Raw genomic sequence first — 13645 nt, 5'->3', positions numbered from 1 at the left:
CTGCCGGCCCGTCCGGCCCGCCCCCGTTTGCCTTCCAGTCGCTTCATCCACCGCTCGCTGCGGGACAGCCCGCGCTTGCACCGGCATTGGAAGGTTCGAATTCAAAGTCAGTAGATTCAAGAGGTTCAGCCCGATGTTACTGATGATCGACAACTACGACTCCTTTACCTACAACGTCGTCCAGTACCTGGGCGAGCTGGGCGCCGAGGTCAAGGTCATTCGCAACGATGAAATGACCATCGCCCAGATCGAAGCCCTCAAGCCCGAGCGCATCGTCGTCTCCCCTGGCCCTTGCACGCCGAGCGAGGCCGGGGTCTCTATCGAGGCCATCCTGCACTTCGCCGGCAAGCTGCCGATCCTCGGCGTCTGCTTGGGCCACCAGTCCATCGGTCAGGCCTTTGGCGGTGATGTGGTTCGCGCCCGCCAGGTGATGCACGGCAAGACCAGCCCGGTCCATCATCGCGACCTGGGCGTGTTCGCCGGCTTGAACAACCCGCTCACCGTGACCCGTTACCACTCGCTGGTGGTCAAGCGCGAAACCCTGCCCGAGTGCCTGGAAATCACTGCCTGGACGGCCCATGCCGATGGCTCGGTCGACGAGATCATGGGCCTGCGCCACAAGACGCTGAACATCGAAGGGGTGCAGTTCCACCCCGAGTCGATCCTCACCGAGCAGGGCCACGAACTGTTCGCCAACTTCCTCAAGCAGACCGGCGGCCATCGCTAAGGAGCGAACATGGATATCAAGAGCGCGTTGAGCCGTATCGTCGGCCACCTGGATCTGTCCACCGAAGAAATGCGCGCTGTCATGCGCCAGATCATGACGGGCCAGTGCAGTGAGGCGCAGATCGGTGCCTTCCTGATGGGCATGCGCATGAAGAGCGAGAGCATCGACGAGATCGTCGGTGCCGTATCGGTGATGCGTGAGTTGTGCAGCAAGGTAGAACTGCAAACCCTCGACGGTGTGGTCGACATCGTCGGCACCGGCGGCGATAGTGCCAACATTTTCAACGTGTCCACCGCGTCGGCGTTTGTCCTCGCGGCAGCGGGTTGCCCGGTGGCCAAGCATGGCAACCGCGCGGTATCCGGCAAGAGTGGCAGTGCCGACCTGCTGGAGGCCGCTGGAATCTACCTGAACCTGACGCCCGTGCAGGTCGCCCGCTGCATCGACAGCCTGGGGATCGGCTTCATGTTCGCCCAGACCCACCACAGCGCCATGAAGCATGCTGCCGGCCCGCGCCGTGATCTGGGGCTGCGCACCCTGTTCAACATGCTGGGCCCGCTTACGAATCCGGCCGGTGTGAAACACCAGGTGGTCGGGGTGTTCACCCAGGCCCTGTGCCGCCCGTTGGCCGAAGTGCTGCAACGCCTGGGCAGCAAGCATGTGCTGGTGGTGCACTCCAAGGACGGTCTGGATGAGTTCAGCCTGGCTGCACCGACCTTCGTGGCCGAACTGAAGAATGACCAGATCTCCGAATATTGGGTCGAGCCCGAAGACCTTGGCATGAAGAGTCAGAGCCTCCACGGTCTGGCTGTCGAAGGTCCGCAGGCCTCGCTGGAGCTGATCCGTGACGCCCTAGGCCGGCGCAAGACCGAGAATGGCCAGAAGGCCGCCGAGATGATCGTGCTCAATGCTGGCGCGGCGCTGTACGCCGCCGACCACGCCATGAGCCTCAAGAGCGGTGTAGAACTTGCCCATGACGTGCTGCACACAGGCCTTGCCTGGGAGAAGCTGCAAGAGTTGGGCGCTTTTACCGCGGTATTCAAGCAGGAGAACGAAGCATGAGCGTACCGACGGTGCTGGAGAAGATCCTTGCCCGCAAGGTCGAGGAAGTGGCCGAACGCAGTGCCCGCGTCGGCCTGGCCGAGCTGGAGCGAATGGCCAAGGCGGCCGACGCCCCGAGAGGCTTTGCCAACGCCATGCTCGCACAGGCCAAGCGCAAGCAGCCGGCAGTGATTGCCGAGATCAAGAAAGCCTCGCCCAGCAAAGGCGTGATCCGCGAGCATTTCGTTCCGGCCGACATCGCCGTCAGCTATGAAAAGGGCGGGGCCACCTGCCTTTCGGTACTGACCGATGTGGATTACTTCCAGGGCGGCGATGCCTACCTGCAGCAGGCCCGCGCGGCATGCAAGCTACCGGTGATCCGCAAGGACTTTCTCATCGACCCTTACCAAGTGGTCGAGGCCCGGGCCCTGGGCGCCGATTGCGTCTTGCTGATCGTCGCCGCGCTGGATGACGTACGCATGGCTGAACTGGCTGCTACCGCCAAGTCTGTCGGGCTCGATGTTCTGGTCGAGGTGCACGACGCTGCTGAGCTGGAGCGCGCGTTGAACACCCTCGATACTCCGCTGGTCGGGGTCAACAACCGCAACCTGCATACTTTCGAGGTCAGCCTGGAGACCACGCTGGACTTGCTACCACGCATTCCGCGTGACCGCCTGGCGATTACCGAGAGCGGTATCCTCAACCGTGCCGATGTGGAGCTGATGGAAATCAACGAGGTCTATTCGTTCCTTGTCGGTGAGGCGTTCATGCGTGCCGAGCAGCCTGGGCTGGAGCTGCAGCGACTGTTCTTCCCCGAGCGCGCGGTGAAAACCGTGGTTCAGGAACTGGACTGATCGATCGAAGCCGGCGTTTGCCGGCTTTTTTGTATGCCTGCTCTTCGCAGCCTGAACGCAACGAAAATCCCATGGGAGCGGGTTTGCCCATGAAAGGGTTTGTGCAACCAACATCTTTAGGTGGATCAATGACCGAACGACCGCTGGCGCTGACCGTCGAACAAGGCCTGCACGCCGAGCAGGAGCTGCTGGCGGCGGTATGCCGTGGCGAGCGTGACGCGGGTGTGCTGTTCTGGCGCCCGACCGACCACGCCCTGGTGATGCCTCGACGCATGAGCCGCCTGGACAACTTCGAGGCCGCCTGCTCTGAGCTGGCCATTGCCGGGTGGCCTGTGCTCTTGCGCGAAACGGGCGGCGAGCCGGTGCCTCAGTCCCATTCGACAGTGAATGTGGCGTTGGTCTACGTTGCGCCGCGCAGTGAAGGAGATCACGGGCGCATCGAAAATGCCTATGAGCGCCTGTGCCTACCACTGTGCGATGTGCTGCGCGAGTGGGGCGGCGTGGCTTCGGTCGGCGAGATCGACGGCGCGTTCTGCGACGGTCGGTATAACGTCAATCTCAATGGTCGCAAGCTGGTCGGTACTGCCCAGCGCTGGCGCCAGGGCTTAGGCGGAAAGCGTGCGGTGGTGCTGGTGCACGGCGCGCTGTTACTGGACAACGAGCGAGAATCGATGGTCGCGGCGGTCAACCGCTTCAATGAATGCTGTGATCTGGAGCAGCGTTGCCGTGCCGACAGCCATATCGCTCTGCACGAAGTGGTGCCCAAGGCGCCGTGGTTCGAGCGCCTGAGTCAGGCCTACAATGAGGTGATCGCGGCGATCCCTCGCGACTAACGGGTGCCGTGGACCACCATGGTCTTGCCCTTGACCTGCACCAGGCTGCGCTCTTCAAGGTCCTTGAGCACGCGGCCGACCATCTCCCGTGAGCAGCCGACAATGCGGCCGATCTCCTGACGGGTGATCTTGATCTGCATGCCGTCCGGGTGGGTCATGGCATCGGGCTGCTTGCACAGGTCAAGCAGGCATCGGGCCACGCGGCCGGTGACATCGAAGAAAGCCAGGTCGCCCACCTTGCGGGTGGTATTTCGCAGGCGCTGGGCCATCTGGCTGCCCAGGGCGTAGAGGATGTCTGGATCCTGGCGGGCCAGTTCACGGAACTTGTCGTAGCTGATTTCAGCTACCTCGCACTCAGTCTTGGCGCGGACCCAGGCGCTGCGCTGCTGCTCTTGTCCTGCGGACTCGAACAAGCCCAGCTCACCGAAGAAATCCCCGCTATTGAGGTAGGCGATGATCATTTCATGGCCATCGTCATCCTCGATCAAGATGGTCACCGAACCCTTGATGATGAAGGACAACGTTTCAGCCCGGTCGCCAGCGCAGATGATGTTGCTTTTGGCGGCGTAACGGCGGCGCTGGCAGTGGGCGAGCAGCTTGTCGATATTCTTGATCTTGGCAGGTAGAGCGGAGGCAACCATCACGAAATCCTGTTCGGGGCGAGGCATTGCACTTTTTATAGGACGTTGGCGACGAGCGCCAGTCATTTGGCGTCAGCTTATCAGACACTGCCACTTGCAATGGCTTTAAAGGCGCTCGCATTGCGCTTTTCCGAGAGCGCCACAAAGACTAAGCTGACGACCTTTCTCAAGCATCTTGGAGTCCAGATACATGAAGGCACGCATCCAGTGGGCCGGTGAAGCGATGTTCCTCGGCGAATCGGGGAGCGGCCATGTCGTGGTCATGGATGGCCCGCCCGAGGCAGGCGGACGCAACCTGGGCGTACGCCCCATGGAAATGTTGCTGCTCGGCCTGGGCGGCTGCAGTAGCTTCGACGTGGTGAGCATCCTCAAGAAGTCCCGCCAGGCCGTGGAGAGCTGCGAGGCCTTCCTGGAAGCCGAGCGCGCCAGCGAAGACCCCAAGGTATTTACCAAGATCCACCTGAACTTCGTGGTCAAGGGGCGCGGGCTTAAGGAAGCTCAGGTCAAGCGCGCGGTGGAACTGTCGGCGGAGAAGTACTGCTCGGCCTCGATCATGCTCGATCGCGCTGGCGTGGAAATCACACACGGCTACGAGATCGTCGAGCTGGGTTGAATGACCGGTCGGGGCTGCTTTGCAGCCCCAAGCCTGTTCAGTTACGAAGTGCGGGCAGCGCTTGCTGCAACCATCTTGGCAGGTGTGCCCGTAGCGACTGGCTCAGTTGCTCACGCTTTTTTTGGTACAGCAAACCCAGCCCGATCACGCCCAGGCCGATCACGGTCAGCACCAGCGGGAAGAGCAGCGACTCGGCGAACACGTCATAGGAGAGGTAGCCCAGGTAGGCCGCCACGCCCATGGAACCAAAAACCATGAACACCGGCCGACGCAACAGTACCGCCAAGCCCATCAGGCCAAGATTGACCACGCAATACAACGCCTTGCCCAGCTCGCTGCCGCTGTCCATCAGCGTCAGTCCGCCCCAGAATGCCGCCAGTCCCGCCAGATAGCCCCAGCCTGCGTAGTCCCGGCGGGTTCGCCCATCGATCACGATGAAGACCGCCAGTAGCGTCAGACCGAACCACAACGAGACCGTGCGACGCTGTTCCCAGCTGAACGGTGAACCGAAGAACCATTCGCTGAGGTCCATGGACATGAACCACAGGGCCACGGCCATCGGCATCACGATGAAGGGAAAGGGGACCAGGCGCAGCATCAACAAGCCCGCCACCACCGTGGCCGCCTCCATCAGTACCCAGCCGCCCTGTACGTAGGTGTAGTACTGGTGATACTCGCTCTGGGTATCGTCGAGTGGCCACCAACCGGCAAGGCGCTCGATGGCGAACACTGCCAAGGGCACGATGCTCACGGCGACTGCGGCCAGCACGCCAGCGGCAATGGGTTGCTCCCGGCGTTGCAGCCTAAGGGCGAGCAGCGTCAACAAGGCGATGTAGAGCGAGGAAACGCCCAGCAGCGCCGAATCGCCGATGCTCATCCAGGCTTCGGTGAGCAGCCAGCCCATGGCGCCCATGATCAGTAATGCGCCGAAGTAGAACGCCACATGGGCAAGCTGGAAAGTACCGCGGGTTTGCGGTTGCTGGCGCAGGAAGGCTAACAAGGCCTGGTCCTGGCCCGGTTGAAGAACACCTGCGTCCACCGCGCGAGCCAGGTCCTTGGCGTCGAAACGTTCCGTCATGTTCGTGCCCTTCAGATGCGGTAGGTGCTTTTAGTCATCACCTTGGCCATCAGGCTCATGCCGAAGCGCACAGGGGCTGGGAAGCGGTAGCCGCCGGCTTCGAGTGCAGACTCGGCGTGCTGTTCTTCATCGACACGCATCTGTTCGAGAATGGCCCGGGACTTTTCATCCTCCTGGGGCAGTTGCTCAAGGTGCTCGTCCAGGTGCTTGCATACCTGGTGTTCGGTCGCTGCGACGAAGCCGAGACTGACCTTGTCGCTGACCAGGCCGGCAAGGGCGCCGATGCCGAAGGACATGCCATAGAACAGCGGGTTGAGCACGCTCGGGTGGCTGCCAAGCTGGCGGATGCGTTGCTCGCACCAAGCCAGGTGGTCGACTTCTTCTTCGGCGGCATGCTCCATGGCCTTGCGCACTTCAGGCAACTTGGCGGTCAAGGCTTGGCCTTGGTACAGCGCCTGGGCGCAGACTTCACCGGTATGGTTGATCCGCATCAGGCCGGCAATATGGCGGGTTTGGCTTTCGTCCAGTTCGGCATCGGGTTGGACGATGGCCGGGGATGGGCGGGCAGGTTGGCCGCTGAAGGGCAGCAAGGTGCGCATGGCAGTATCGGCCTGCAGCAACAAGCGGTCGAGCGGCGAGTAGTGACGTTCGGTAGCCATCGGGCACCTCCGCTAGAGTGTGCCCGACAGTTTACCGCAATCGGGAAGGAGACGGTTGCCCTGGATCAGCCCGGCGGCCAGTGCATCTGGCGCTGGCCGAGCACGTGCATGTGGATGTGGTAGACCGTCTGGCCGCCCAGCTCATTGCAGTTCATGACCACACGGAAGCCATCCTCGCAGCCGAGTTCCTTGGCCAGGCGCTGGGCCGTGAACAGGATATGGCCGGCCAGGCCTTTGTCTTCCTCGGTCAGGTCGTTGAGGGTGCGGATGGGCTTTTTCGGGATGACCAGAAAATGCACAGGTGCCTGCGGGGCGATATCGTGGAAGGCCAGAACCTGGTCGTCCTCGTAGATGATCTTCGCCGGGATCTCCCGGTTGATGATCTTGGTGAAGATAGTCTCCACAGCTCGTACTCCATGGTGAGTGTCCGGGCCGAGTGTACCCAGCACGACGACGCTCGCCCAGTGGCTATTCGACGCCGACCGGGCAGTAGCGCCGATGGATGACGCCGGCCAGCTTGCGCGTGAGCCAGCGTGGCATCAGGCGAGGCATCGCCGCCAGCCAGCGGTTGCGTCGTCCAGGCATGATCAGGGCGCGGTTCTTGTCCAGCGCGCGTACGGTATAGAGCGCCACTTCTTCCGGGCTCAGGCAGCGCGCGCTGTCGTCCAGCCGAGGGATGCGTCGGCGCGAGGATCGCACAGGCCCGGGGCACAGGACCGAGACTTTGATTCCGGTGCGCTTGAGCTCCTCGCGAAGCGCCTCGGAGAAACTCACCACATAGGCCTTGCTGGCTGCGTAGGTGGCCATCCACGGGCCGGGCGCGGCGCTGGCCAGGGCTGCGACATTGAGGATTTGTCCGCCTCCGTGCAAAGCCATCAGGTTGCCAATGGCATGACACAGGCGGCTCAGGGCGAGGACGTTGACCTCCAGCAGATCTTGTTCGTCGGCCCATTCATGGGCGAGAAACGGCCCATAGGTCCGCTGGCCGGCACAATTGACCAAAAGGTCGATGTGTCGCTCGCCTTCTTCGAGCTCCAGGACGAAGCCCGACAGGCGTAGGGGTTGGCTCAGGTCGCAAGCCCGGAACAGCACTTCGACGCCGAAGCGCTGGGTCAGCTCGATGGCGACCGGCTCCAGGGTCTCGCGGTGGCGTGCCACCAAGATCAGGTTGCGCCCACGCCGTGCCAGGGCTTCCGCCAGGGCAAGCCCTAGGCCGCTGGAAGCACCGGTAATCATGGCGTAACGGGTCATGCAAGGCTCCTGAGGCCGAAAAAGGGCGACTAGTGTACAGCGTGGCCGGAGAAGGTGTTGCCTTTTGCTACCGGCTCAGCCCCGAGCCTCAGGGGCCTGCCAGCACATGATCCTTCGGGCTCAGAACGGCTTGACCACTACCAGGATCACGATGCCCAGCAGAAACAGCACCGGCACTTCGTTGAACCAGCGGTAGAACACATGCCCGCGAGTATTGGTGCCAGCAGCGAAGCGTTTGCGCTGGGCGCCGCACATATGGTGGTAGACGGTCAACAGCGCCACCAGGGTGAGCTTGGCGTGTAGCCAGCCCTGGCTCAGCCAGCCAGGATTGAGGTAGAGCATCCAGGCGCCGAAGACGTAAGTGGCGATCATCGCTGGGTTCATGATGCCGCGATACAGCTTGCGTTCCATGGTGACGAAGCGGTCCAGGCTGAGGCTGTCCTGACTTTGGGCGTGGTAGACGAACAGGCGCGGGAGGTAGAACAGCCCGGCGAACCAGCAGACCACGCTGACGATATGCAGGGCCTTGATCCATAGATAAAGCATGGGGGAGTTCCTTCAGGATTCACGGTCGTCAGATAGTAACGGTCAAGCGTCCAATGGGGCATCCGAAGAGTTGTTACAGAGGCCCCGCACCCCTATTATCGTGCGCTTTCCAGTGGGCTCGTTGAAGAAGGGGCAAGCGTTATGATCAAGGTCGGTATCGTTGGCGGCACGGGTTACACCGGTGTCGAACTGTTGCGCCTGCTGGCACAGCACCCACAGGCCGAGGTCGCTGTCATCACGTCGCGCTCCGAGGCGGGCGTCGCGGTCGCCGACATGTATCCGAACCTGCGCGGTCATTATGATGGCCTAGCCTTCAGCGTGCCGGACAGCAAGACCTTGGGCGCCTGTGACGTGGTGTTCTTCGCCACGCCCCATGGGGTTGCCCACGCACTGGCTGGCGAATTGCTGGCTGCCGGGACCAAGGTCATCGACCTGTCCGCGGATTTCCGTCTGCAGGATGCCGTGGAGTGGGGCAAGTGGTACGGCCAGCCCCATGGTGCGCCGGAATTGCTCAAGGATGCGGTGTATGGCCTGCCAGAGGTCAACCGCGAGAAGATCCGCCAGGCCCGCCTGATCGCAGTGCCCGGTTGCTATCCGACCGCCACTCAGCTGGGTTTCCTGCCGCTGCTGGAGGCAGGCCTGGCTGATCCATCGCGACTGATTGCGGACTGCAAGTCCGGGGTGAGCGGGGCGGGGCGTGGCGCAGCCGTAGGTTCACTGTTCTGTGAAGCAGGCGAAAGCATGAAGGCATACGCGGTCAAGGGCCATCGCCATCTGCCGGAGATCAGCCAGGGGCTGCGTCAAGCCGCTGGCAAGGAAGTCGGGCTGACCTTCGTGCCGCATCTCACGCCGATGATTCGCGGTATTCACGCGACCCTTTACGCGACCGTCGCCGACACTTCCGTCGATCTACAGGCGCTGTTCGAGAAGCGCTATGCCGATGAGCCGTTCGTCGATGTGATGCCGGCTGGTAGCCATCCTGAGACCCGCAGCGTACGTGGTGCCAATGTCTGCCGCATCGCTGTACATCGTCCTCAGGGGGGCGACCTGGTGGTGGTGCTGTCGGTGATCGACAACCTGGTCAAGGGGGCTTCCGGCCAGGCGGTACAGAACCTGAATATCCTGTTCGGTCTGGACGAGCGCATGGGGCTCTCCCATGCGGGTCTGCTGCCCTAAGCGCAGCGGTAAGCTGCAAGCCTCGAGCTACAAGTGAGCACGCCGGGATTGGCTTTCCGCTTGTAGCTTGTCACTTGCAGCTTTCGTATTGTTGACCAATTTTCTCGGAGAAGCGGATAATGCGCGTCATCGAGTTTTATGGCGACACTGCGCCGGGAGAGTCAACATGAGCGTCGAAACCTTCACCCCCACGGCTTTGGAATTTACCCAAGGTGCTGCGAACAAGGTGAAGACCCTGGTCAGCGAGGAAGGCAATGATCGCCTGAAGCTGCGTGTGTTCGTGACGGGCGGCGGTTGCTCTGGCTTCCAGTACGGCTTCACCTTCGATGAAGAAGTGGCCGAGGACGACACCATCGTCGAGCGCGAGGGTGTATCCCTGGTAGTGGACCCGATGAGCTTCCAATACCTGGCAGGCGCCGAGGTGGACTACCAAGAAGGCCTTGAAGGTTCGCGTTTCGTGATCAAGAACCCCAATGCCACCACCACCTGCGGTTGCGGTTCCTCGTTCTCGATCTGAGGCCGGGCCCTGCAACGAAAACGCCGCGCAATTGCGCGGCGTTTTGCGTTGTGCAGGTTCGTCAGGCTGGATAGATCGCCCCGAGAACGCGCAGCCCCCGGGCGGCGGTCACGCTGGGGCGGTTGGCCGGGATGCGTTCGAGGCAGCAATGGGCCAGCCATGCGAAGGCCATGGCTTCGACCCAGTCCGGGTCCACGCCATGGGCGGCTGTGCTGCTGACCTGGGCACAAGGCAGCAGCGCTGCCAGGCGACCCATCAATGCGCTATTGCGAGCACCACCACCACAGACCAGCAGGGCCTCGGTGCCTGATTGGGCGCCAAGCAGCGAGTCAATGATGCTGCGGGCGGTCAGTTCCAGCAGCGTGGCCTGTACATCTTCGTCCCGATAGGCTGGCAGCGCTGCCAGATGGGCGTCCAGCCAGGGAAGGTTGAACACTTCACGGCCGGTGCTCTTGGGGCCGCTGCTTGCAAAGAAGGGGTCCGCCAGAAGCTTGTCCAACAACGTATCGATGATCTGGCCGCTGGCGGCCCAGGCGCCATCGGCGTCATAGGTTTGGCCGCGCTTGCGTTCGATCCAGGCGTCCAGCAGCACGTTGCCTGGGCCGCAGTCGAAACCACGGACCGGTTGGTCTTGCTCGATCAGGCTGAGGTTGCTGAACCCGCCCACGTTCAGAATGGCCACGCGTTGCCCCAGGTGGCTGAACAGCGCCTCATGGAATGCAGGCACCAACGGGGCGCCTTGGCCTCCCGCGGCCACGTCACGACGGCGGAAATCACCGACAACGCAGATGCCCGTCAGCTCGGCCAGCAACGCCGGATTGCCAATCTGTACAGTGAATTCACGGGCCGGCTCGTGGCGGATGGTCTGACCGTGGCTGCCGATTGCACGGATGGCGCTGGCGTCCAGGCCTTGGCTTGCCAAGAGCTGTTTTATGCCTTCGGCGGCGAGGCTAGCCCAGCGGTTCTCCGCCAATGCGGCACGCGCGATCTCGTCAGGGCCGCTGGCACAGAGGGCAAGCAGCGCCTGACGAAGATCAGAAGGCATGGGGGTGTAGTGAGTGGCGAGCAGGTGGGTCTGCTCGCGTTGTTCGATCAGTGCGATGTCCAAACCATCTAGGCTGGTTCCGGACATCACACCCAGATAAAGCGCCATGGTTCAGCGCTTGTTGGCGGCGAGCAGGGTGGCCTTTTCCTGATCCATGCGGGCGATCAGGGGTTGGCTCTGCTGCAGGAAGCGCTGGCGCTCGGAGCGGGCAATCGGGTCGGCCATGGGCACCTTCTGGCTCAACGGGTCGACGTGAACGCCATTGACCTGAAACTCGTAGTGCAAGTGTGGACCCGTGGACAGGCCGGTGGTGCCGATGTAACCGATCACCTGGCCTTGCTTGACCGAGCTGCCGGTCTTGATGCCCTTGGCAAAGCCCTGCATGTGACCATAAAGGGTCTTGTAGGAGTTGCCGTGGGCGATGATCACGGTATTGCCATAGCCACCGCGGCGGCCTGCCAGAAGTACCTTGCCATCGCCGGCGGCCTTGATCGGCGTGCCCCGTGGTGCGGCGTAGTCCACACCCTTGTGAGCGCGGATCTTGTTGAGGATCGGGTGCTTGCGGCCAGCGGAGAAGCGCGAGCTGATGCGGGCGTAATCCACCGGCGTACGGATGAAGGCTTTGCGCAGGCTGTTGCCGTCGGCGGTGTAGTAGCTGGTGTTGCCCTGCTTGTTGGTGTAGCGCACAGCGGTATAGGTCTTGCCGCGGTTGGTGAAGCGCGCGGACAGGATGTTGCCGGTGCCGACCACCTTGCCGTCCATGACCTTCTGCTCGTACACCACGTCGAATTCATCGCCAGGGCGGATGTCCTGGGCGAAGTCGATGTCGTAGCCAAGGACGCGGGCCATGTCCATGGTCATGCTGTGGGACAGGCCGGCGCGCTTGGCGGAAGCCGACAGCGAGCTTTTGATCACGCCATGGGCATAGGCAGTGCGCACCACCGGCTTGCTGATTTCCCGGTTGAAGCTGTAGCCCTTGGCTGTTTTGGTCAGGCGTATGGTCTCGAGGTTGCTGATCTTGCTGTGCAGGCTGGCCAGTTGGCCGTCTTCGTCGAGTTCGAACTGCAGGACCTGCCCATGCTTTAGCTGACTGAACTGCTTGGCCTGCTTGCCGCTTGCCAGGACGTCATGGACTACGTTGGCTGGCAAACCAACCTTGGCGAACAGTGTGGAGAGGGTATCGCCGCGCGCGACCGCGACTTCACGATGGCCGGGCAGCTTGGCCTCGGCGGTCTCCTTGGCTTTTTCCTCGGTAGCTGGCGCTTGTTGCTCAGCCTGCTTGGTGGGTGGTTCGGCCTCTTCGACTTGGGCAAAAGGAGAGCCTTCGTCGTTCTCGGCTTGAACCAGCGGGGCGGCCTTGGACTCGTCCTTCAACTGCTCGGCCGGCGTTTCCAGCTCCAGGCTGAGGGTGGTCTTCTTGGCTTCGACTTCGCTGGAGGGAAATACCAGCAAAGCCAGGCTGAGCAAGGCGGCAATGCCGCTGGCGGCCAACAAATGGCTTTTCGGATAAAGCGGGGGCGCTTTAGGCGTCTCGTTGGTCATAGGTGAGGTGACTTTGAAAAAGGTGAAATGGAAAAGATGAATGACATGATGAAGATGAAATAACTGTATAAAATATAACCAAATCCGGTTTCGCGCAAGGGCGCGTAGACGCCGCAATGCGTCATCCGGGTCACATTCCTTTGCGAAACTTGTAATTGATGGCCGATCTTGTATGGTTGGCTCCCCTTGAATCTGAGCCTTGCGGGTCTGTCTATGAAGTCGGTTGAAGAGCAGCTGGCGCTTATCAAGCGCGGTGCGGAAGAGGTATTGGTCGAGTCGGAACTGGTGGAGAAGCTCAAGCGCGGCCAGCCCCTGCGTATCAAGGCGGGCTTCGACCCGACTGCGCCGGACCTGCATCTGGGCCATACTGTGCTGATCAACAAGCTGCGCCAGTTCCAGGACCTTGGGCATCAGGTCATTTTCCTGATCGGTGACTTCACTGGCATGATCGGTGACCCGAGTGGCAAGAGCGCGACCCGCCCGCCGTTGACCCGGGAGCAGGTGCTGGATAACGCCGAGACCTACAAGCAGCAGGTATTCAAGATCCTTGATCCGGCCAAGACCGAAGTCGCGTTCAACTCTACCTGGATGGACAAGCTGACGCCGGCCGACTTCATTCGACTGGCCTCCCAGTACACTGTTGCGCGCATGCTCGAGCGCGATGACTTCGACAAGCGCTATAGCAGCAACCAACCGATTGCGATCCATGAATTCTTGTATCCGCTGGTGCAGGGATACGACTCGGTTGCGCTCAAGGCGGACGTGGAGCTTGGTGGTACCGATCAGAAGTTCAACCTGCTGATGGGGCGCGAGTTGCAGCGTGCCTATGGCCAGGAGGCGCAGAACATTGTCACCATGCCTTTGCTTGAAGGGCTTGATGGCGTCAAGAAGATGTCCAAGTCTCTGGGCAACTATGTCGGCATCCAGGAAGCTCCGGGGGTGATGTACAGCAAGCTGGTCTCCATTCCGGACACCTTGATGTGGCGTTATTTCGAGCTGCTGAGCTTCCGCTCCATGGAAGAGATCAACCAGTTCCGAGCCGATGTGGAGAAGGGTGCCAACCCGCGCGACATCAAGATCAAGCTGGCCGAAGAGATTGTGGCGCGCTTCCATGGTGAAGAGGCT

General features: G+C 61.8%; 16 protein-coding genes (1 of these 16 running past the window's edge). 8 read left to right on the top strand and 8 right to left on the bottom strand.

The annotated features are described in order from the left end of the window. Positions 1 to 133 precede the first annotated feature (133 nt). The 4 genes from J5X93_RS23705 to J5X93_RS23690 all read left to right on the top strand — a co-directional run bounded on the left by J5X93_RS23705 (position 134) and on the right by J5X93_RS23690 (position 3452). Complete coding sequence (locus J5X93_RS23705; RefSeq protein WP_043210433.1) at positions 134 to 727, top strand: aminodeoxychorismate/anthranilate synthase component II; 594 nt, start codon at positions 134 to 136, stop codon at positions 725 to 727. A gap of 9 nt (positions 728 to 736) precedes the next feature. Next, on the top strand, positions 737 to 1786 hold the full coding sequence (gene trpD, locus J5X93_RS23700) for an anthranilate phosphoribosyltransferase (RefSeq protein WP_250034083.1): 1050 nt from the start codon (positions 737 to 739) through the stop codon (positions 1784 to 1786). Continuing rightward, positions 1783 to 2619 carry an indole-3-glycerol phosphate synthase TrpC gene (trpC, locus tag J5X93_RS23695; protein ID WP_043210439.1) on the top strand — a complete coding sequence of 279 codons (837 nt, stop codon included), beginning with the start codon at positions 1783 to 1785 and terminating at the stop codon, positions 2617 to 2619. Before trpD ends, trpC begins: the two co-directional genes overlap by 4 nt. Before the next feature lie 128 nt (positions 2620 to 2747). Continuing rightward, positions 2748 to 3452 carry a lipoate--protein ligase family protein gene (locus J5X93_RS23690; protein WP_250034080.1) on the top strand — a complete coding sequence of 235 codons (705 nt, stop codon included), beginning with the start codon at positions 2748 to 2750 and terminating at the stop codon, positions 3450 to 3452. Here J5X93_RS23690 and crp read toward each other — a convergent pair. Next, entirely contained in the window at positions 3449 to 4093 is a 645-nt protein-coding gene (crp, locus tag J5X93_RS23685; protein ID WP_043210445.1) for a cAMP-activated global transcriptional regulator CRP, read from the bottom strand. The two genes, J5X93_RS23690 and crp, sit on opposite strands and share 4 nt — an antisense overlap. Positions 4094 to 4283: 190 nt before the next feature. Here crp and J5X93_RS23680 point away from each other — a divergent pair, with 190 nt between their 5' ends. Further along, a complete protein-coding gene (locus J5X93_RS23680; RefSeq protein ID WP_028689009.1) occupies positions 4284 to 4706 on the top strand; it encodes an OsmC family protein in 423 nt (140 codons plus the stop codon). Between the two features lie 37 nt (positions 4707 to 4743). On the opposite strand, the gene J5X93_RS23675 is transcribed toward J5X93_RS23680, so the two are convergent. The 5 genes from J5X93_RS23675 to hemJ form a co-directional block, all read right to left on the bottom strand. Next, positions 4744 to 5784, bottom strand: coding sequence for a DUF2157 domain-containing protein (locus tag J5X93_RS23675; RefSeq protein WP_250034078.1), 1041 nt, complete (start codon positions 5782 to 5784; stop codon positions 4744 to 4746). Positions 5785 to 5795: 11 nt separating this feature from the next. Continuing rightward, the gene (coq7, locus tag J5X93_RS23670; RefSeq protein ID WP_043210450.1) at positions 5796 to 6443 is read right to left on the bottom strand and encodes a 2-polyprenyl-3-methyl-6-methoxy-1,4-benzoquinone monooxygenase; all 648 of its coding nucleotides are present in this window, start codon (positions 6441 to 6443) and stop codon (positions 5796 to 5798) included. A 65-nt stretch (positions 6444 to 6508) separates the two neighbouring features. Next, on the bottom strand, positions 6509 to 6847 hold the full coding sequence (locus J5X93_RS23665) for a histidine triad nucleotide-binding protein (RefSeq protein WP_009408519.1): 339 nt from the start codon (positions 6845 to 6847) through the stop codon (positions 6509 to 6511). Positions 6848 to 6911: 64 nt separating this feature from the next. Further along, positions 6912 to 7694: an SDR family NAD(P)-dependent oxidoreductase gene (locus J5X93_RS23660; RefSeq protein ID WP_043210455.1), complete on the bottom strand. Its 783-nt coding sequence runs from the start codon at positions 7692 to 7694 to the stop codon at positions 6912 to 6914. A 120-nt stretch (positions 7695 to 7814) separates the two neighbouring features. Beyond that, positions 7815 to 8240 (bottom strand): protoporphyrinogen oxidase HemJ, encoded by a 426-nt coding sequence (gene hemJ, locus J5X93_RS23655; RefSeq protein ID WP_043210459.1) that lies wholly within the window; start codon positions 8238 to 8240, stop codon positions 7815 to 7817. Between the two features lie 141 nt (positions 8241 to 8381). Between hemJ and argC the strand changes: the two genes are divergently transcribed. Both argC and erpA read left to right on the top strand, forming a co-directional pair. Beyond that, entirely contained in the window at positions 8382 to 9416 is a 1035-nt protein-coding gene (gene argC / locus J5X93_RS23650) for an N-acetyl-gamma-glutamyl-phosphate reductase (RefSeq protein WP_090346183.1), read from the top strand. 166 nt (positions 9417 to 9582) lie between these two features. Then, positions 9583 to 9933, top strand: a complete 351-nt coding sequence (gene erpA, locus J5X93_RS23645; protein ID WP_043210464.1) for an iron-sulfur cluster insertion protein ErpA — start codon at positions 9583 to 9585, stop codon at positions 9931 to 9933. A gap of 61 nt (positions 9934 to 9994) precedes the next feature. Here erpA and J5X93_RS23640 read toward each other — a convergent pair whose 3' ends face one another. Together J5X93_RS23640 and J5X93_RS23635 are read right to left on the bottom strand one after the other, a co-directional pair. Beyond that, positions 9995 to 11086, bottom strand: coding sequence for an anhydro-N-acetylmuramic acid kinase (locus tag J5X93_RS23640; protein WP_043210467.1), 1092 nt, complete (start codon positions 11084 to 11086; stop codon positions 9995 to 9997). 3 nt (positions 11087 to 11089) lie between these two features. Continuing rightward, the gene (locus tag J5X93_RS23635) at positions 11090 to 12520 is read right to left on the bottom strand and encodes a peptidoglycan DD-metalloendopeptidase family protein (protein ID WP_250034076.1); all 1431 of its coding nucleotides are present in this window, start codon (positions 12518 to 12520) and stop codon (positions 11090 to 11092) included. A 213-nt stretch (positions 12521 to 12733) separates the two neighbouring features. Between J5X93_RS23635 and tyrS the strand changes: the two genes are divergently transcribed. Continuing rightward, positions 12734 to 13645, top strand: partial view of a tyrosine--tRNA ligase gene (gene tyrS, locus J5X93_RS23630; RefSeq protein WP_043210472.1) — the 5' portion only. The gene runs 288 nt beyond the window's last position; only the first 912 of its 1200 coding nucleotides appear in the window; the start codon lies at positions 12734 to 12736; its stop codon lies off the right edge, out of view.

It is taken from the genome of Pseudomonas sp. BYT-1, from assembly GCF_023611805.1.
Classification (GTDB): Bacteria; Pseudomonadota; Gammaproteobacteria; order Pseudomonadales; family Pseudomonadaceae; genus Aquipseudomonas; species Aquipseudomonas guariconensis.
The sequence above is the reverse complement of the archived record's forward strand: the minus strand, read 5'-3'. Positions and strand labels throughout refer to the sequence as shown.

Bases quoted from the DNA above. Each gene is read 5' to 3' on its own strand.
- J5X93_RS23705 (WP_043210433.1), top strand. From the start codon at position 134: ATGTTACTGATGATCGACAACTACGACTCCTTTACCTACAACGTCGTC.
- trpD (WP_250034083.1), top strand. From the start codon at position 737: ATGGATATCAAGAGCGCGTTGAGCCGTATCGTCGGCCACCTGGATCTG.
- trpC (WP_043210439.1), top strand. From the start codon at position 1,783: ATGAGCGTACCGACGGTGCTGGAGAAGATCCTTGCCCGCAAGGTCGAG.
- J5X93_RS23690 (WP_250034080.1), top strand. From the start codon at position 2,748: ATGACCGAACGACCGCTGGCGCTGACCGTCGAACAAGGCCTGCACGCC.
- crp (WP_043210445.1), bottom strand. From the start codon at position 4,093: ATGGTTGCCTCCGCTCTACCTGCCAAGATCAAGAATATCGACAAGCTG.
- J5X93_RS23680 (WP_028689009.1), top strand. From the start codon at position 4,284: ATGAAGGCACGCATCCAGTGGGCCGGTGAAGCGATGTTCCTCGGCGAA.
- J5X93_RS23675 (WP_250034078.1), bottom strand. From the start codon at position 5,784: ATGACGGAACGTTTCGACGCCAAGGACCTGGCTCGCGCGGTGGACGCA.
- coq7 (WP_043210450.1), bottom strand. From the start codon at position 6,443: ATGGCTACCGAACGTCACTACTCGCCGCTCGACCGCTTGTTGCTGCAG.
- J5X93_RS23660 (WP_043210455.1), bottom strand. From the start codon at position 7,694: ATGACCCGTTACGCCATGATTACCGGTGCTTCCAGCGGCCTAGGGCTT.
- hemJ (WP_043210459.1), bottom strand. From the start codon at position 8,240: ATGCTTTATCTATGGATCAAGGCCCTGCATATCGTCAGCGTGGTCTGC.
- argC (WP_090346183.1), top strand. From the start codon at position 8,382: ATGATCAAGGTCGGTATCGTTGGCGGCACGGGTTACACCGGTGTCGAA.
- erpA (WP_043210464.1), top strand. From the start codon at position 9,583: ATGAGCGTCGAAACCTTCACCCCCACGGCTTTGGAATTTACCCAAGGT.
- J5X93_RS23640 (WP_043210467.1), bottom strand. From the start codon at position 11,086: ATGGCGCTTTATCTGGGTGTGATGTCCGGAACCAGCCTAGATGGTTTG.
- J5X93_RS23635 (WP_250034076.1), bottom strand. From the start codon at position 12,520: ATGACCAACGAGACGCCTAAAGCGCCCCCGCTTTATCCGAAAAGCCAT.